The organism is Aquabacterium sp. NJ1, assembly GCF_000768065.1.
In the GTDB taxonomy this organism is placed as follows: domain Bacteria; phylum Pseudomonadota; class Gammaproteobacteria; order Burkholderiales; family Burkholderiaceae_C; genus Aquabacterium.
In genome coordinates, this window is sequence record NZ_JRKM01000001.1 from 3,413,875 (window position 1) to 3,431,756 (window position 17,882).

At 62.2% G+C, this 17,882-nt stretch carries 11 protein-coding genes; 8 read left to right on the forward strand and 3 right to left on the reverse strand.

The window, feature by feature from the left end; genetic code table 11:
• The first annotated feature begins 4 nt into the window (after positions 1–4).
• Both JY96_RS14655 and JY96_RS14660 read left to right on the forward strand, forming a co-directional pair.
• On the forward strand, positions 5–820 hold the full coding sequence (locus JY96_RS14655; protein ID WP_052162556.1) for an SDR family oxidoreductase: 816 nt from the start codon (positions 5–7) through the stop codon (positions 818–820).
• Positions 811–1,182 (forward strand): dihydroneopterin aldolase, encoded by a 372-nt coding sequence (locus tag JY96_RS14660; RefSeq protein ID WP_035038529.1) that lies wholly within the window; start codon positions 811–813, stop codon positions 1,180–1,182. Before JY96_RS14655 ends, JY96_RS14660 begins: the two co-directional genes overlap by 10 nt.
• 32 nt (positions 1,183–1,214) lie before the next feature.
• On the opposite strand, the gene JY96_RS14665 is transcribed toward JY96_RS14660, so the two are convergent.
• Complete coding sequence (locus JY96_RS14665) at positions 1,215–2,507, reverse strand: hypothetical protein (RefSeq protein ID WP_035038531.1); 1,293 nt, start codon at positions 2,505–2,507, stop codon at positions 1,215–1,217.
• 128 nt (positions 2,508–2,635) lie between these two features.
• On the opposite strand from JY96_RS14665, the gene ttcA reads away from it, so the two are divergent.
• The 4 genes from ttcA (at position 2,636) to JY96_RS14685 (ending at position 6,668) form a co-directional block, all read left to right on the forward strand.
• A complete protein-coding gene (ttcA, locus tag JY96_RS14670) occupies positions 2,636–3,619 on the forward strand; it encodes a tRNA 2-thiocytidine(32) synthetase TtcA (protein ID WP_052162557.1) in 984 nt (327 codons plus the stop codon).
• 20 nt (positions 3,620–3,639) lie between these two features.
• Positions 3,640–4,278 (forward strand): DUF4136 domain-containing protein, encoded by a 639-nt coding sequence (locus JY96_RS14675; RefSeq protein ID WP_052162558.1) that lies wholly within the window; start codon positions 3,640–3,642, stop codon positions 4,276–4,278.
• A gap of 21 nt (positions 4,279–4,299) precedes the next feature.
• Positions 4,300–5,694, forward strand: coding sequence for a bifunctional UDP-N-acetylglucosamine diphosphorylase/glucosamine-1-phosphate N-acetyltransferase GlmU (gene glmU, locus JY96_RS14680; protein ID WP_035038532.1), 1,395 nt, complete (start codon positions 4,300–4,302; stop codon positions 5,692–5,694).
• A gap of 77 nt (positions 5,695–5,771) precedes the next feature.
• The gene (locus JY96_RS14685) at positions 5,772–6,668 is read left to right on the forward strand and encodes a J domain-containing protein (protein WP_035038535.1); all 897 of its coding nucleotides are present in this window, start codon (positions 5,772–5,774) and stop codon (positions 6,666–6,668) included.
• A gap of 48 nt (positions 6,669–6,716) precedes the next feature.
• Here the strand turns inward: JY96_RS14685 and JY96_RS14690 are convergent, their stop codons facing one another.
• Positions 6,717–7,241, reverse strand: a complete 525-nt coding sequence (locus JY96_RS14690; protein WP_035038538.1) for an Lrp/AsnC family transcriptional regulator — start codon at positions 7,239–7,241, stop codon at positions 6,717–6,719.
• Between the two features lie 173 nt (positions 7,242–7,414).
• On the opposite strand from JY96_RS14690, the gene glmS reads away from it, so the two are divergent.
• A complete protein-coding gene (gene glmS / locus JY96_RS14695) occupies positions 7,415–9,298 on the forward strand; it encodes a glutamine--fructose-6-phosphate transaminase (isomerizing) (RefSeq protein WP_035038540.1) in 1,884 nt (627 codons plus the stop codon).
• A gap of 739 nt (positions 9,299–10,037) precedes the next feature.
• A complete protein-coding gene (locus JY96_RS14700; RefSeq protein ID WP_081961280.1) occupies positions 10,038–16,718 on the forward strand; it encodes a DUF3320 domain-containing protein in 6,681 nt (2,226 codons plus the stop codon).
• A gap of 85 nt (positions 16,719–16,803) precedes the next feature.
• Here JY96_RS14700 and JY96_RS14705 read toward each other — a convergent pair whose 3' ends face one another.
• Positions 16,804–17,811, reverse strand: a complete 1,008-nt coding sequence (locus tag JY96_RS14705) for an aldo/keto reductase (RefSeq protein ID WP_035038542.1) — start codon at positions 17,809–17,811, stop codon at positions 16,804–16,806.
• Between the last annotated feature and the right edge of the window lie 71 nt (positions 17,812–17,882).

Genomic DNA, 17,882 nt, shown 5'->3' on the forward strand with positions numbered 1-17,882 from the left:
GCTCATGTCTGCTTCGCCTGATTCTTCTGCTGCTTTGCCAGAAAGCCCCGTTCGCCGGGTCGCCCTGGTGACCGGCGCGGCCAAACGGCTGGGCCGCGAGATCGCGCTCACGCTGGCCCGGCAGGGTTGGGATGTGGCCGTGCATTGCCGTGCTTCGCGCGACGAGGCCGATCTCACGGCCGATGCCATCCGCGCCATGGGCCGCGAGGCCTGCGTGTTGAGTGCTGATCTGTCTGACGAAGCCGCGGCCCGAGGCCTGGTGCCTGAGGCCGTTGCTGTGCTCGGCCAGCTGGATGCCGTGGTCAACAGCGCCTCCACCTTCGAATACGACAACGCCGCCTCCTTCAGCTACGCCATGCTGGAGCGCCACTTGCGCGCCAACACCGCGCCGGCCATCGTGCTGGCGCAGGCGCTGGCCGAGCACGTGTCGGCGCGGCAGGCGCAGGGCGCCGTGGTCAACCTGCTGGATCAGAAGCTGTGGAACCCCAACCCGGATTTCCTGAGCTACACCCTGTCCAAGGCGGCGCTGGAGTCGGCCACCACCTTGCTGGCCCTGAGCCTGGCGCCGCGTGTGCGCGTGGTGGGCGTGGCCCCTGGGCTGACGCTGACCAGCGAATGGCTGCAGGGTGAGCAGTTCGAGCAGGCACACAAGCTGTCCCCTCTGGGGCGGTCGTCCACGCCGCAAGACGTGGCCGCCACCGTGGCCTTTGCCCTGGCCAATCAGTCCATGACGGGCACCACGCTGCTGGTTGATGGTGGCCAGCACCTCCAGCGCTTCGAGCGCGATTTTTCCATGATGCGAGACGCCCCATGTCCCTGACCAAAGGCAACCAGATCCTCAAGCTCACCGGCCTGCGTTTTGACGCCAACCTCGGTGTGCTGGACCACGAGATCGGCACCCCGCAGCCCATCCAGGTGGATGCCGAGCTGAACATGGGTAGCCAGCCCCTGCTGCCGCACGACGACGAGATCCTCAATGTGCTGGACTACCGCAAGGTGCGCGCCATCATCATCGAGGACTGCACGGCCGTGCACGTCAACCTGCTGGAGACGCTGATCGGCAAGCTGTGCAAGCGCCTGATGGAGCTGCCCGGCGTGCTGGGCGTGCGCGTGAAGATCGCCAAACTGGAAATCTTCGAGGACTGCGAAGTCGCCATCCGCATGGAAACGGGCCAGTGGTGAGTGGCCTGGGCTGAGCCCCCTCAGGTCAGGCCTCAAGGCTTGGCGTTGATGCGCACCCAGGTGACGGTGACGGGCTGGGCCATGGTGTAGTAGTAGGTCAGGATCGCGCCGCTGTTGTTGATGGCCAATGGGCAGCCCCAGCGGGTGCCCGCAGGCAGGCTGGCCCCTTTGGTGGACAGCTCCTGGGTCAGGTCCAGCAGCACACCGTTCTTCCACAGGAAGGGCCTCGCGTCCACGCTGCGCTGGTCCGCCGCGGCGCGCAAGGCGCAGCCCACCACGGTGCCCTGGTCGTTCATGGCCGTGGCCCGCACCGCCTCGTTGTCGGGGCTGAGCAAGGGCGTCACCGTGTTGTTCGCCCAGATCACGCTGTCGGCGCGCAAGGGCAGCAGGAAGTCTTCGATGCTGCCCGGCACCACCGGCCGGCTGAGGCCCACCAGCAAGACCTGCCCCGCGTTGTTGATGCCCAGCGGCTCATGGTTGGCGAGCCTGTCGTCACCCACCGCAACCAGCTGCTGGTTGACCCACAGCACGGGCAGGGTCTGGTAGCCCGAGGCGTTGCTGTAGCGGGTGACCTGCCCCAGCACGGTGCCCGCATCATTGATGTCCAGCGGGTTCACATTCTGGTAGGGGCCGGTGTCCAGCGTGGTGTAGTTGCCATTGAAGTACACCAGCGGCGTCTTCACGAACGTGATGTTGCCATTCGTGCTCACCGGGCGGTCGAAGAACCCGGCAATGGCGCCGGCATTGTTCATGCCTTTGGCTGCAAAGATGCTTTTGGCGCTGCTGGTATTGGAGGCGCCCAGGCGCTTGGTCAGCAGCGCGGTCAGGTCGGTGTCGGTGCTGCCTTGGCGCAGCATCGTGGTGGAGCCCACGCCGGGTGCATTCACGCTGGCACCCTTGAAGGTGGATGCTGACGACGGGTAGACCTCAGGCATCAAGGTGTTCTGGAGTTCCGTGACCTTGCTGTAAGGGCCCACCTGCAGGCCGCTGTTGTTGCTCAGACGCGGGAAGAGGTACTTGCCGCCGAGCGTGGCGGTCGCGGTGGGCGTGGTGCCGCTCCAGGACACCGCCTGCGTCAGGTAGGCCGGGAGGAAGCCAAAAGCGCCAGCACCGATCACGAACTTCAGCCCGGACCGGTAGTACATGCCACCGCGCACCACGCCCTGGTCGTCCAGCGTCGTGGGGGCGAACGAGAAGGCACCGCTGGGTTTGCCCAGCACCGTGATGCTGTAGGCTGACTGGGCCAGGGCAGGGCCACAACAGGCGGAGGCGGCCGCCAGGGCCACCAGTGTCGGCATGCGCCGCAGAATCGTCGATGACAGCATGGCCAGGCTTTCAATGGTTGAGCGTGCCTGAATGTAATTCGTGCCGTTAAATGGATTAAGCGTGCGGCACCCCTCAAGTCCGGGTGAATTGTGTCGCCGACAGGGGGCAGATCAGCGAAAATGCCGGGATGAACGACGTCGTCCCCCCCCAGATCCTTGCCCAGGCCGGTTTGCCTGAGCTCGACACCCAGGCCCTGGCCCAGGCCAAAAAAGCCGCCTTTGAGGCCAACAAGCTCAGCAAGCGCCTGCACCGCGAGGTGGGTCAGGCCATCACCGACTTCAACATGATCGAAGACGGTGACAAGGTCATGGTGTGCATGTCCGGCGGCAAGGACAGCTACAGCATGCTCGACATCCTGATGAACCTGCAGAAGCGGGCGCCCATCCAGTTCGAGATCATCGCTGTCAACCTGGACCAGAAGCAGCCCGGCTTCCCCGAGCACGTGCTGCCCGAGTACCTGACCAAGGTGGGTGTGCCCTTCCGCATCGAAGAGCAGGACACCTACAGCGTGGTCAAGAAGGTCATCCCCGAGGGCAAGACCACCTGCAGCCTGTGCTCGCGCCTGCGCCGCGGCATCCTCTACCGCGTGGCCACCGAAGTGGGCGCCACCAAGATCGCCCTGGGCCACCACCGCGACGACATCCTACAGACCATGTTCATGAACATGTTCTTTGGCTCCACGCTCAAGGGCATGCCGCCCAAGCTGGTGACCGACAACGGCGAGCACGTGGTGATCCGCCCCATGGCCTACTGCCGCGAGAAGGACCTGGCCACCTACGCCGAGCACCGCGCCTTCCCCATCATCCCGTGCAACCTGTGTGGCAGCCAGGAAGGCCTGCAGCGCCAGCAGATGCGCGAGATGATCAACGAGTGGGACAAGAAATTCCCAGGCCGCGTGGACAACATGTTCACGGCCCTGTCCAACATCGTGCCCTCGCACCTGATGGACCGCAAGCTCTACCCCTTCGAGACCATCAAGGCCACCGGCACGCCCATGAAGGGCGGCGACATCGCCTTTGATGAAGACGAAGGTTGTGGCGACCCGAGTGATGGCCTGCCGGCCGAGACCAAGGTCTCGCTGTCGACCATCAGCATCCGCAAGGCCACTTGAGGCCAGCAAAAGAGGCACACATGACACGGCTGAGCGCGCACCTTTGCAAGCCCTTGGCCTGTGTCGTGCTGGCCAGCCTCACGGCTTGCGCCGGGCCGCAAGCGCTGACCAGCCAGGTGTCCAGCTACGGCAGCTGGCCCGAGGGCCGCAAGCCCGGGCGTTATGTGTTCGAGCGCCTGCCTTCGCAACAGGCGCAGCCCGACATGCAGGACAAGCTGGAGGCCGCGGCCCAGCCCGCGCTGGCCACTGCCGGTTTCCAGCTGGTGCCCGAGGCCGACAAGGCCGACGTCACCGTGCAGGTGGGCTCGCGGGTTCGCATCGAGCAACGCGCGCGTTACTACGACCCGTTCTGGGGCCCCTATGGCCCTTATGGCCCCTGGCACCCCGGCGTGGGCGGCTGGTGGGGCGGTGGCGGTCGCGGCGGCGTGGCGTTCAGCATGACCATGGAGCCGCCGTACGTGCAGATGACGGTGGACTTGCTCATCCGTGATCGCAAGGGCAACCAGGTGCTGTACGAAACACACGCCCGGTACGACCGCCTCGGTGCAGCCGATGACCGCCTGCTGCCTTATCTGTTCGAGGCCGCCATGAAAGACTTCCCGCTCCAGGCCGTGAGCCCGCGCGAAGTCACCGTCACCATCCCGGCGGAAGACCGCTGATCCAACTACAGGTTTTTTTCAATGTCGCTTTCCATTGTCATCATGGCCGCGGGCAAGGGTACCCGCATGAAATCGGCGCGCCCCAAGGTGCTGCACAAGCTGGCCGGTCGCCCCATGCTGTCTCATGTGATCAGCACCACCTCGTCGCTCAAGGCGGCGCTGGAAGTGGTGATCACCGGCCACGGCGCCGAGCAGGTCGAGTCCAGCATGAAGGCAGCTTTTGCCGATGCGCCTTTGAAGTTCGTGCGCCAGGAGCCCCAGCTGGGCACGGGCCACGCCGTGCAGCAGGCCGTGCCGGTGCTGCCCGATGAAGGCATCACGCTGATCCTCAATGGCGACACGCCCCTGATCGAAGCCGCCACCGCGCAAGCCCTGGTGGATGCCTGCGCCGGCGAGAAGCTGGCCCTGCTGACCATCAACCTGGACGACCCCACCGGCTACGGCCGCATCGTGCGCGATGGCTGGGGCGAGCAGGTGCTGGCCATCGTCGAGCACAAGGATGCGACCGAAACCCAGCGTGCACTCAAAGAGGTCTACACCGGCATGATGGCCGCGCCTACCCGCCTGCTCAAGGGCTGGTTGAGCCGCCTGAACAACAACAATGCCCAAGGCGAGTACTACCTGACCGACGTGGTGGCCATGGCCCGCGAAGATGGCGTGGGCGTGGTGGCCGCGCAGCCGCGTGATGAGGTCGAAGTGCTGGGCGTCAACAGCCCGGCACAACTCGCTGACCTGGAGCGCCGCTTCCAGGCCGTGCAGGCCGGCAAGCTGATGGAGCAGGGCGTGCGCCTGGCCGACCCGGCACGCTTTGACCTGCGTGGCACCCTGCAATGCGGCAGCGATGTCGACATCGACGTCAACTGCGTGTTCGAAGGCAGCGTGACCCTGGGTGATGGCGCCCAGATCGGTGCCAACTGCGTGATCCGCAATGCCGTGATCGGCGCGGGTGTGGTGGTCCACCCCTTCACCCACATCGATGGCGACAAGGACGGCGTTCGCGTGGGCGATGGCTCGCTCATCGGCCCCTTCGCCCGCCTGCGCCCCGGTGCAACCCTGGGCCGGGAAGTGCACATCGGCAACTTCGTCGAGGTCAAGAACAGCACCATGGCCGATGGCGCCAAGGCCAACCACCTGGCCTATCTGGGCGATGCCGATGTGGGCGAGCGTGTGAACTACGGCGCCGGCAGCATCACCGCCAACTACGACGGGGCCAACAAGCACCGCACCGTGATCGGCAACGACGTGCACATCGGTTCCAACTGCGTGCTGATCGCGCCCATCACCCTGGGGGCGGGCGCCACCATCGGCGGGGGCAGCACCCTCAGCAAAGATGCGCCCGAAGGTCAACTGACAGTGGCGCGCGCCAAACAGGTTTCGCTTTCCGGGTGGCAGAGGCCGCAAAAAATCAAGCGCTGAGGTGATACCGGTGTAACGCAGCGTGTTGAGCCGCTAATATCGTGCCCACACGATCTAGATTGCAGGACCCTCACGCTGTGAACCACTACGAACGCCTGAAAGTCTCCCAGGATGCGCCGCCGGAAGTGATCCGCGCGGCCTACCGGGCCTTGGCGGCCAAGTTGCACCCGGATCGCCAGCAGCAAGGGGGCTCGGACACCGGGCCGGACGACGCCATGCACGCGCAGATGGCGGCCCTGAACCAGGCCTACGAGGTGCTGATCGACCCCAAGCTGCGCCTGGAGTACGACGCCACGCTGGCCCCGTCCCGCCCGACCGTGGCGGCGCCCTCAGGTATCGATTCTGTGGGGCCCGACCTGTCCAGTGAGCCGCCCACCCGTGTGGACATGGAATGGCTGACGCCCAAGCCGGCCGCATCCCCCGTGTACTGGCCGCCCAACCGGCGCACCATGGTGCTGGGTGGTGGCCTGGTCGCCGCGGTGGCCTTGATGGGGGGCAGCTGGCTCTACAAGATGGAAGGGCAGCACCGCATGGAGCAGGCCTTGTCTGATCAGTATGTGCAGCCTGCGGCCACGATGGAGCCGGCCACGCCGGGCGTACCGGGTGCGGCGCCTGGGGTGACGCCGAGCGAGATCAGCGCGGCAGAGCGCATCATCCAGCAGGAACTGGCCGCAGCCGAGAAGAGCGGCAAGTCGGCCGGCGGCCACCGCCCTTCGGTGGAAGAGTTGTCGCGCATGTCCGACGAGGAGTTGCTCAAGGTGCTGCCGACGCTGGATGGCCAGGGCCGCAGCAGCGCGGAACCCTCAGCCGTGCCCGCGGCAAGCGGTGGCGGCAAGCAGGCCACGGCCACGCGCCCCACGCCTTCTTCGGTGCGCCACCCGCTGGATGGCAAACCCCTGCTGGGGCTGCGCACCGACATGCAGTTGCCGGAAGCCATGCCCGGCCAGCCCGTGGCCAACAAGCCCAACCGCTGACCCCCACCGTTGCTGACTGCCGGCCGGCTGCTCGCCTGGCCTGGCTGATCAATCCGCGCGCTTCACGCCTGGTGCGGTCGACACAGGCGGCAAGGGCCACTGTGTGCCGAACTTGGCCCGCTTGACGGCAAAGAAGGCCCGCACATTGCGCACCTGGCTGTCCTGCGTGAACAGGCGGCGGGCCAAGGCCTGGTAGGCCGGCATGTCCACCACCTGCACCACCAGGATGAAGTCCGGGCCGGGTGACACCCGCCAGCACTGCTGCACCTCGGCCTCGGCCAATGCGCGCTGCTCGAAGGCGTCCAGCGCCTCTTGCGTTTGCACGTCCAGGCTGATCTCCACCAGGGCGCTCAAGCCCCAGCCCAGGGCATCCGCCATCTTCTGCGGCGACAGGATGGCCACCTGGCCCTCGATGTAACCCTCGTCCTTCAGCCGTTTGACGCGGCGGTGGCAGGTGGCGGGCGACAGGCCCAGCCGATCCGCCAGGGCCTGGTTGGACAGGCTGGCGTCCTGCTGCAGCAGGCTCAGCAGTTGGATGTCCGTCTCATCCAGATCAGGGGTGGGGGTGTTCATGGTGAAAGATTATTTCAAATAAGTTGATGTCTTGCTTGAAATAATCTCCTCCAATAATGGATTGGATGTTTGTTCTGAAAATCACAAAAAAAAGGAAGAACATTTCACATCAAGCCCGATAGGATCACAGCCTATTGCGCTGTATTGCAGTGCACAAGCAGGAGTTGAGATCTATGTGTGGCATCGTCGGCGCCGTTGGTTCGCGCAACATCGTTCCCGTTCTGGTTGAAGGCCTCAAGCGCCTCGAATACCGGGGTTATGACTCCTGCGGCGTGGCCGTGTTGCAAGAAGGCCAGTTGCGCCGCTCGCGCAGCACCGCACGCGTGGCCGAACTGGCCGTGCAAGCCGCGCAAGAAGGCATCGAAAGCACCCTGGGCATCGCCCACACCCGCTGGGCCACCCACGGCGTGCCCGCTGTGCGCAACGCCCACCCGCACTTCTCGCATGGCCCCGGTGCCGATGCCCCGGACACCAAGCCCGGCCGCGTGGCCCTGGTGCACAACGGCATCATCGAGAACCACGAAGAACTGCGCCGCGAGTTGCAAGCCAAGGGCTACGTCTTCCTGAGCCAGACCGACACCGAAGTCATCGCCCACCTGGTGGACCATTTGTATGACGGCGACCTGTTCGCCGCCGTGAAGGCCGCCACGCTGCGCCTCACCGGTGCTTACGCCATTGCCGTGTTCCACCGCGACGAGCCCCAGCGCGTGATCGGCGCCCGCTACGGCTCGCCGCTGATCATGGGCGTGGGCGGCGTGGACGCCTCCGAACGCTTCCTCGCGTCGGACGCCATGGCCCTGGCCGGCGTGACCGACCAGATCGTCTACCTGGAAGAGGGCGACGTGGTGGACCTGCAGCCCGGCCGCCACTGGATCGAGCACCGCAAGGCCGGTGAAGCACAGCACACCCGCGTCGAACCCGAGCAGCGCCCCGTGCGCACCGTGACCGCGCACAGCGGCGCCGTGGAGTTGGGCCCGTATCGCCACTACATGCAAAAGGAAATCTTCGAGCAGCCGCGCGCCATTGCCGACACGCTCGAAGGCGTCGAAGCCATCGTGCCCACGCTGTTTGGCCAAGGTGCCGAAGCCGTGTTCAAGCAGATCGACCGCGTGCTGATCCTGGCTTGCGGTACCAGCTATTACTCGGGCTCGGCGGCCAAGTACTGGCTGGAATCGATTGCCAAGATCCCCACGCAGGTGGAGATCGCCAGCGAGTACCGCTACCGCGACAGCGTGCCTGACCCGCGCACCCTGGTCGTCACCATCAGCCAGTCTGGCGAAACGGCCGACACCATTGCCGCACTCAAGCACGCACGCAGCCTGGGCATGGAGCAGACGCTGACCATCTGCAACGTGAGCACCAGCGCGATGGTGCGCGAATGCAAGCTGCACTACGTGACCCGCGCCGGCGCCGAAATTGGCGTGGCCTCGACCAAGGCCTTCACCACCCAGCTGGCCGCCTTGTTCCTGCTCACGCTGACCCTGGCCAAGCTGCGCGGCAACCTGAACGCCGAAGAAGAAGCCAAGCACCTGACGGCGATGCGCCACCTGCCCGCCGCGCTGCAAGCCGTGCTGGCACTGGAGCCGCAAGTGGTGGCCTGGGCCGAAGCCTTTGCCCGCAAAGAGAACGCCCTGTTCCTGGGCCGGGGCCTGCATTACCCCATCGCCCTGGAAGGCGCGCTCAAGCTCAAGGAAATCAGCTACATCCACGCCGAGGCTTATCCCGCAGGCGAGCTCAAGCACGGCCCGCTGGCACTGGTGACCTCCGAGATGCCTGTGGTGACCGTGGCCCCCAACGATGCCCTGCTGGAAAAGCTCAAGAGCAATATGCAGGAAGTGCGCGCACGCGGCGGCGAACTGTACGTGTGCGCCGACAGCGACACGCACATCCAGGCCGAGCCTGGCCTGCATGTGATCAGGTTGCCTGAGCACTACGGTGCGCTGTCAGCCATCCTGCACGTGGTGCCGCTGCAGCTGCTGGCGTATCACACGGCTTGCGCGAAGGGGACGGATGTGGACAAGCCTCGTAACCTCGCGAAAAGCGTCACGGTGGAGTGAGCGACAAAGGGACTTTGACTCCATTGTTCCTTGCCAATAAAGTCGTAGACAGCGCAATAGAGTCGTAGACGTCATGTCTGTATGGCCCAAAGAAGGCTCTGCGACGTTTTGCTGTGATCTGATTTGCGTAAGTGCCACCTTAGTGGGCAAATCAGATGGGGAAAATGGAAGCCAGCAACGTTCCTGCGGGGGCTGCTGGCTTCAGTCTTTGATGGGCGCCACCAAATTTGGTTCGGCAGTCCAGCACGCTATGGCGACCGGTGGCTATACGGCGAATGCTGCCTGTTGGCGGGTCCGTCACGAGCGGCTGATGCCGGCCAAGAGCGACCGCTTGTATGCGGAGAGGTCGGTGATTCGACGCCCTCTATTGCGATCGCAAAATGGGCTGACCGACCGAGCCCTTTCGTACCTCCCGCAAACTGCGCCGAAGTCGGCGGCTACCCAGCACGTAGCTGCACTCAAGCTCACACGAACAGAGCGGCATAAGCAGCTACTGATGGATAGCCACTGCTCAGGCGGGTAGGCAAATCCATATGTCAAGGAGTGCGGGAAGCTCTGGGAATTCTGCGGTGATCCAGACAGCCGAAGGCTGATTCTCTTCCTTCCCCTTAATTAGGTGAATTTCCTGCAGGTAGTTTTGGCGTGATACTCCCTGTTACTGGTGAGGTCGACTCGTCCAGTTAAGCCTGAGCGCATTTGCTCGGCACGACCAAAACGAAATATTGACAGGGGCGAGTGCATGTCCGAAAAGGAAGAGCTCAGAGGCTTCTTGCCACAGGCACAGGATGGCCTGAGCGAGCCAGTGAATCCAGGTAGTGAACAGAGCAGCGAACGTGCGGATTTGAATGTTCCTACGCTGTCAGTTCAGGCGGTGATGGCGCCGAAGCTTAGCCTTGCTGACTTTCAAAATGCTGTCCCGTTGATCAGGGAGTTGGCTGTTGTCAGCACGTTGACTGAAGATGCCGGGCAGTTAGAGTTGTCCCTCTTGTCTGCGCCAGCTTTTGTGAGGCCCAAGACCTGGCGACTGGACGCTGTTCGGTCAGGTGAGACCTATTGCATCCGCGACGTGGACGTTCAGCTGGATGGTCCGTTGTTGACGCGCCTGACCGAGGCAGAGGTAGCGACTGTGACCTTGTCTCTGCGAGCGGTGGGGGGCAACGGTGATCCCTTGGCAGAAGCGACAGTCAATGTCGAACTTCTGCCTCGCAACCAATGGGGCGGGCTGTCTCACTTGCCGGACATGGTGGCTGCATTCGTTCAGCCGAACGACCCTGCGATAGACCGGTTGCTGAAGAAGGCTGCAGATGTGCTGCGAGATCACGGCAAAAGCGCAGCCTTGGATGGATACAGGCAAGGCGGTCCAAAGCGTGCCTGGGAGCTTGCCAGCGCTTTGTGGGGCGCTGTGATTTCGATGAAGCTGGACTATGCCCTGCCGCCAGCAAGCTTCGAGCATCGCGGTCAGAAGATCCGTGGGGCAACGCAGATTGCAGACTCAGGCTTGGGAACCTGCATGGACCTGGCATTGCTGTTTTGCTCTGCACTCGAGCAGTTGGGGCTCAATCCATTGGTGGTGTTCACACGGGGGCATGCCTTTGCGGGTGTTTGGCTGAAGCCGGAAGAGTTTTCAACCACGGTGGTGGACGATGTCACCGCGCTCAGAAAGCGACTGAAGCTCAAGGAGCTCGTGCTGTTTGAGACGACTCTGGTGACTCAGCGTCCTCCTGTGCCTTTTGGTCTTGCGACTGAAATGGGGGCGGACCAAGTTGCCGAGGGGAAGGACGATACGTTCGAGTTGGCCATTGACGTGCGCAGAGCTCGTTTGCAGCGCATCAAGCCCATCGCCAGCCCTGAGAACGTTCAGCCGGCCGTGCCAGTCGAGTCGTCACTGGATGAAGATGCACCTCTGGATGAGGCTCCTGATTTGCCAGAGGATGATCCGCACGAGGTTGACGAGTCCAGGCTTGATCCCAAAGATCGCCTCGCACGTTGGCAAAGGAAGTTGCTTGACTTGTCCCTGCGCAACAACCTGCTGAACTTCCGCGCAGCGAAGAAGGCGTTGAAGCTCAATGCGCCTGACCCCGGATCCCTGGAAGACCTTCTCTCAGACGGGAAGGAAATCAAGCTACTGCCGCGACCGGATTTGATGGATGGTAGTGACCCTCGGAGTCAGGTCATTCATGAAAGCCGAGATAGAGAGAACCTGCGCCGGCAGTTCGCTTTGGATGCCTTGAATCGCCGAGAGGTGTTCATCGATCTTCCGCAAGACGAGCTTGATGTCCGGCTGGTGGATATGTACCGCAATGCACGGACCACTCTGCAAGAGGGTGGCTCCAACACCTTGTTCATCGCACTGGGCTTTCTCACATGGAACCGAGCGGATAAAGAAGACGTCAAGTACCGAGCACCACTGATTTTGATTCCAGTCTCCCTCAACAGGCGGAGCGTGCGATCGGGCTTTACGGTGTCTCTGCATGACGACGAGCCGCGGTTCAACCCGACGCTCATCGAGATGCTCCGTCAGGACTTTCAGCTGAATTTGGGCGTGGCGGAGGGGGAGTTGCCTCGCGATGAGCACGGGTTGGACATCGCAAAGATCTGGAACTCTGTATCTGCGGCCATCAAGGACATCAAAGGCTGGGAAGTGTCGGAAGAGGTGGTTTTGTCCACCTTCTCCTTTGCTAAGTACTTGATGTGGGTAGACCTGGTGCAGCGTACAGATCAATTGCGCCAGAGTCCCGTCGTGAAGCATCTGATCGACACGCCTCGTGACCCGTATCCCAGTACGACGACATTTCCGCATCCGCGAACCCTCGACAAGAGCTTTGCGCCGCAAGATACGTTCTGCCCGCTGCCAGCCGACTCGTCCCAGTTGTCGGCTGTAATGGCCGCTGCACGAGGTAAGGACTTCGTGTTGATCGGCCCGCCTGGAACAGGTAAGAGCCAGACGATCTCAAACCTGATTGCGCAGTGTCTGGCTGAGGGCAAGCGCGTGCTGTTTGTTTCAGAGAAGATCGCCGCACTGGATGTCGTCTACCGACGCCTGCGTGAGGTGGGCCTGGGTGAGTTTTGTCTGGAGTTGCATTCGAGCAAGGCACGTAAGGCAGACGTTCTAGCGCAGCTGAAGAATGCGTGGGATGCTCGCGGGGCGGTCGATGCTACGGTTTGGCAACAAGAGGCGGATCGCCTCAAGCGAACCAGAGACGAGCTCAATGCCTACGTGGAGCGGCTTCATCATCGACATTCCAATGGTCGATCCATTTATGAGGCCATCGGCGTGGTGGTCGACGGCTCGGACGTTCCGGTACTTCCCTTTTCGTGGGCAACGCACTCCGCGCATACGGATAGCGACACTGAGTTGCTTCGTGAGGTAGTGGATCGGCTTGAAGTCAATGCATTGGCCGTTGGCCCTCAGGCATTGTCCAGCGGTCCCCTCGTAGAGGTTGGGCACTCAGATTGGTCGCCATCCTGGCAGCAGTCACTTATCGATGCCGCCCGGCAATTGCTCCCAGTTTGCGACGGCGTTCAATCTGCGGCCGAGCGCTTTTTCGCCTCGATCAGGCTGGAGACCATGCCGCTGTCGCGTCGAGCGCGCATTGCTTTGGCGTCGCTGGCTAGGTCCTTGCCGTCTGCTTCTGGGCGTGACTGGCGCTTCGCCTTTAAGCCAGATGCTCGGTCTACCGTGGATCGGCTCCAGATTGGCAAGGAATTCCTACTGCAACACTGGGCGCTGTCTGCCCGGCTTTCTCCCGGCTGGGATGCGGCGACCAGGCAAGAGGTACAAAAGGCCCAGGCCGTTCTACAGCAGCGTCGAGAGGTGCATGCCAGTCTTACCCATCCCTGGTCGCCATATGCGCAAGACAGCTTGCGCGCAGGTATTACGCTCCTGGAGGAGATTCAACGTCTTGAGCAGTCTTTGTCGGTTCGCTACAGCGAATCGATCGAGCAGGTCAATGTCTACCAGCTGAGTCGTGATCACGCTAAGGCTAGCAAGTCGGTCTGGCCGATGTCTTGGTTTGGGCTGCGCAAAATCCGCCAGGTGTTGGAGGGAGCCGTTGCAGGACAGGGTGAATTGGATGTGGCCAAGGACCTCGCGACACTTGTCGCGATTCGAGACAAGCGGTCGGAAGTCGAGAAGCTGGATGTGGTCGATGTGGTGAGCGTTGTCTGGCGTGGCTTGAAGTCACGTACAGAGGTTCTCAAGGCAGCGCTTAAGTTGCAAACGGCGTTGAAGGCTGCACATGAGAACGCCACCTATGACTTGACTGAGTTGGAGCAATTGGCCGCTGGCAAAGGCGGCGATGCCTTGGCCGCCGAAGTCAAGAAGTTGGAGCTGTTGGCTCAATTGGATAGCCAGCTACTTGGATGGTCGTCCCTGGCCGAAGTCACCCAAGGCGTGTGGGCGGGTCTGAATACGGACGGCCCTGCCATCGAGGAGGCGCTGGCTTTCACTAAGGCAATGTCTGGCCTGCGCGACTTTGGCTCTGTGCCCGGCGAATTCGATCTGGTTGCGGCGGGAGCATGCGGCGCAACACTCGAACAAGACTTGGAACTCTTGAGGGAGCGTAGGGGCATTGAAACTCAGTTGGACGGTCTGGGGGAACTGAGTGCGGTCTGTCGCGGTCTTTGGAAATCTCTAGAAACTGACTTGGCGGAGTTGGACGCTGCTGTGGCATTTCAACGGTCGGTGGCCGCAGCGATTGCTAACCTGGCGTCGGGACCAGAAGCGGTCTCGGCTGTATCGGAAAAGCTGGAGCAACTTGCCACTGCAGGCAATGCACTCTTGGCAGAAGGAGGACCCGTTGAGGAGTCCGGTCAGGCTTATCTAGCGGCCCTGGAGCGTCTTCAGCCGTTCATTGACCAATTGGCAAGTCTCGGTTCCTTCAATCAAGAAGGCGCAGCGAGTTACGCCGAGTCTGATGTCAGCGTCATCAAGAGCAAGTGCGAGGCGATCATCACCTCGGAGCACAAGCTCAATGCGTGGTGTGCCTGGCGTAAGGTCAGCCAGCAGGCCATGGCGTTGGGCCTGATCTCGCTGGTGACTGGACTTGTGAATGGCGCTGTTGCACCCACGGGTGTGCGCCGTGCGTTTGAGGCGAACTACTGCCGGTGGTGGCTCAATGCCGTAGTGGACAGCGAACCAGTGATTCGCTCCTTCGTGTCGGCTGAGCATGAAAAGCGAATAGGTGACTTCCGTGCGCTTGATCGCCGGTTTACCGAGCTGACGAAGTCATGGTTACGGGCCAACCTTTGCAAGGGGTTGCCGTCGCAAGACGATGTGACTCGGAGTTCAGAGTGGGGGTTCCTGAAGCACGAGATCACAAAGAAGCGGGCACACAAGCCCCTTCGTGAGTTGATGAGCAATATCCCGACGGCCTTGACCAAGTTGACGCCTTGCCTGCTGATGAGCCCGCTCTCGATCGCGCAGTACCTGGCCGCCGATGCAGAGCCCTTTGACGTCGTTGTCTTTGACGAAGCGTCCCAGATCCCAGTCTGGGACGCAATTGGTGCGATCGCTCGAGGTAAGCAGGTTGTGATGGTAGGTGATCCCAAACAGCTTCCGCCCACGAACTTCTTCGATCGAGCTGAGTCCTCGGTTGACGAGGAGGACGTGGAGGGAGACATGGAGAGCATCTTGGATGAATGCATGGGGGCCAGCCTGCCCACAATGGATTTGTCATGGCACTACCGCAGCCGCAATGAGAGCTTGATCGCCTTCTCCAACCACCGCTACTACGGCGGTCGTTTGGTGACGTTCCCGTCTCCTGTTACAGAAGACCGAGCTGTGAGCTTCCATCACGTCAATGGGACATATGAGAAGGGGGGCGCCCGCGTCAACAAGCAAGAGGCTAAGGCGCTCGTGGCGGACATTGTTGCAAGACTGCGCTCGCCTGGTTTCCGCGCCTCAAAGCTGACCATCGGTGTGGTGACTTTCAACACAGAGCAGCAAAAGCTCATCGAGGACTTGCTGGATGAGGAGCGGAGGCAGGACCCGAGCCTGGAGCCATTCTTCGCAGAGTCTGAGTTGGAGCCGCTGTTCGTGAAGAACCTTGAAAGTGTTCAGGGCGACGAGCGCGACATCATGTACTTCTCGATCACTTACGGTCCGGATGGAGGCGGTCACGTATCAATGAACTTCGGGCCGATGAATCGAACCGGTGGTGAGCGCCGCTTGAACGTAGCGATTACACGTGCGCGTCAGGAGTTGCGTGTCTTCTCGACACTGAAAGGTGAGCAAATTGATCTCTCTCGCACTCAGTCTCATGGTGTGAGAGACCTCAAGCACTTCCTGGAGTTTGCAGAGCGAGGGCCTCGGGCCTTGTTCGAGGTGACGCATGGCAGTTTGGGTGGATTTGAGAGCCCATTCGAAGAAGCCGTTGCGGGTGCGTTGGCATCCAAAGGCTGGGTGCTGCATACGCAGGTGGGCGCCTCTGCTTTCCGTGTTGACCTGGCAGTTGTTCACCCGGATGCGCCTGGTGCGTACTTGGCAGGTGTCGAATGCGATGGCGCGACCTACCATCGATCGGCAACTGCGCGGGATAGAGACATGCTGCGTGAGCAAGTGCTCCGAGGCCTTGGCTGGGAGATCCTTCGCATCTGGTCCACCGATTGGTGGGTCAATCCCAGCGGCACGCTTGATCGAGTTTGCAGGCAACTGAATGCCTTGCTGGAGGCTAGTCGTGTGAAGCGCGCTCTGGAGGCCGAGAGGGACGCTGCTGCGGCTGAGGCATTGGCTGTCATCCAGAGTGCCAAGGCTGAGGAAAGGCGTGTCCCCAACGCCGTCGTCGATGTATCAGACTCAACGTTGCCGAGTACACAGGATGTTCAGTACTCCTTCAAAGAGGCCTCTGATGCCATCTATACCGGCATATCGGTGAACCCGGTTGTCTCCATGAATGAATTGCCGAGACGGCAATACACAGAGTGCGATTTAAGCACCGAGGTTGATGCATGCGATCCAGACTCCTTCCATAACAGTTCATACGATGAACAGCTATTGGGCTTGATTGGCAGGATTGTGGTCGTTGAAGGGCCTGTGCTCGACGTAGTGCTGGCAAGGCGAATCTCGCGTGCTCATGGCTGGCAGAGGACTGGAGCCCGGATCCAAGAGCGTGTGGAGCAACTCGCTCGGCAGGTCTACAAGACAACGGAAGAGGACGTCGGGACCTTCTATTGGCCGGACTCCTTGACACCAGGTGGGGAAGTTGAGTTCAGATGGCCTGCGAGGGACACCCAGCGATCATTCGACGAAGTTTGTATGGAGGAGTTGAAGGCCTTGGCAGTCATTCTCGACCGGCAAGGCTTGAGCGACGATGAGGTCTTGGTTGGAATGGCGAGAGAGCTAGGGGTTCTGAGATTGAGAGCCGCAAGCCGGGGCCGGCTGGAGGCGGCGTTGTTCAAGTCCCGGAACTTGGCTTCGTAAGGGCTAGTGGCAATGAACAGCCCTTTTTGTTTTGGCCAACTTTTGTTGGCTTATTTGGCTGGCTGTATGACCGCGCTGCCCGCGCTCAGGCATTGAGCGCGTTCATCGCCGCCTCCGGGTAGCGTGTGCCTGCCACTGGGTGGGCTGCCAGCATCGCAGCCATCTGAGCACGCTGGGCATCGCTGAACTGGATGCAGGCTGCCGCCGCGTTCTCATCCAGGCGTTCGATGCGGCGGGTACCGGGAATGGGCACGATGTCCGGGCCTTGGTCCAGCAGCCAGGCCAGGGCCAATTGGGCAGGGCTGTATCCCCAGGCGGTAGCCAGTTCGCCCAGTGCATCGGCCAGGGCCAGATTGGCTGACAGGTTGTCACCCTGAAAACGTGGATTGGCTCGGCGCCAGTCGCTGCTGTCCAGGCTATCGACGTTGCGGATCGTGCCGGTGAGGAAGCCGCGGCCCAGCGGGCTGTAAGGCACCAGCGCGATACCCAGTTCGCGGCAAGTGGGCAGGATTTCAGCTTCCACGTCGCGCGTCCAAAGCGAGTATTCAGTTTGCAGCGCTGCAATCGGGTGCACCGCCGCAGCCCGGCGCAGCGTGGCGGCCGAGGCTTCCGACAGGCCCAGGTGGCGCACTTTGCCCTGGCGCACCAGATCGGCCATGGCCCCCACCGTTTCTTCAATGGGCACGGTCTTGTCCACCCGGTGCTGGTAGTAGAGGTCGATGTGATCCACACCCAGGCGCTGCAGGCTCGCTTCACAGGCCTGGCGCACGTATGCGGGGCTGCCGTCGATGCGGAGCAACTTGCCGTCCGGTGCGCGCACATTCCCGAATTTGGTGGCCAGCACCACCTCGCTGCGTCGCGCGCTCAGCAACGGTGCCAGCAGGCGCTCGTTGGCGCCCACGCCGTACATGTCGGCGGTGTCCAGCAGCGAGACTCCGATGTCCAGTGCATGGTTCAGCACGGCCAGCGAGTGGGCATCGTCGGCGGTGCCATAAAAGTCCGACATGCCCATGCAGCCCAGGCCCAGGGCTGAGACTTGCGGGCCATTGCGGCCCAAGGTACGTTGGGGGATGGTGGGTGTGGATGGGGTCATGGCGAGGCTCCAGTTGGCAAGAAGTGGCTTCAGGAGAACGCCTCCTGAAGGCTGGAAGCCAGTCTGCCCCG

Excerpts from the sequence above, each read along its gene's own strand:
- JY96_RS14655 (WP_052162556.1), top strand. The coding sequence starts at position 5 with ATGTCTGCTTCGCCTGATTCTTCTGCTGCTTTGCCAGAAAGCCCCGTT.
- JY96_RS14660 (WP_035038529.1), top strand. The coding sequence starts at position 811 with ATGTCCCTGACCAAAGGCAACCAGATCCTCAAGCTCACCGGCCTGCGT.
- JY96_RS14665 (WP_035038531.1), bottom strand. The coding sequence starts at position 2,507 with ATGCTGTCATCGACGATTCTGCGGCGCATGCCGACACTGGTGGCCCTG.
- ttcA (WP_052162557.1), top strand. The coding sequence starts at position 2,636 with ATGAACGACGTCGTCCCCCCCCAGATCCTTGCCCAGGCCGGTTTGCCT.
- JY96_RS14675 (WP_052162558.1), top strand. The coding sequence starts at position 3,640 with ATGACACGGCTGAGCGCGCACCTTTGCAAGCCCTTGGCCTGTGTCGTG.
- glmU (WP_035038532.1), top strand. The coding sequence starts at position 4,300 with ATGTCGCTTTCCATTGTCATCATGGCCGCGGGCAAGGGTACCCGCATG.
- JY96_RS14690 (WP_035038538.1), bottom strand. The coding sequence starts at position 7,241 with ATGAACACCCCCACCCCTGATCTGGATGAGACGGACATCCAACTGCTG.
- glmS (WP_035038540.1), top strand. The coding sequence starts at position 7,415 with ATGTGTGGCATCGTCGGCGCCGTTGGTTCGCGCAACATCGTTCCCGTT.
- JY96_RS14700 (WP_081961280.1), top strand. The coding sequence starts at position 10,038 with ATGTCCGAAAAGGAAGAGCTCAGAGGCTTCTTGCCACAGGCACAGGAT.
- JY96_RS14705 (WP_035038542.1), bottom strand. The coding sequence starts at position 17,811 with ATGACCCCATCCACACCCACCATCCCCCAACGTACCTTGGGCCGCAAT.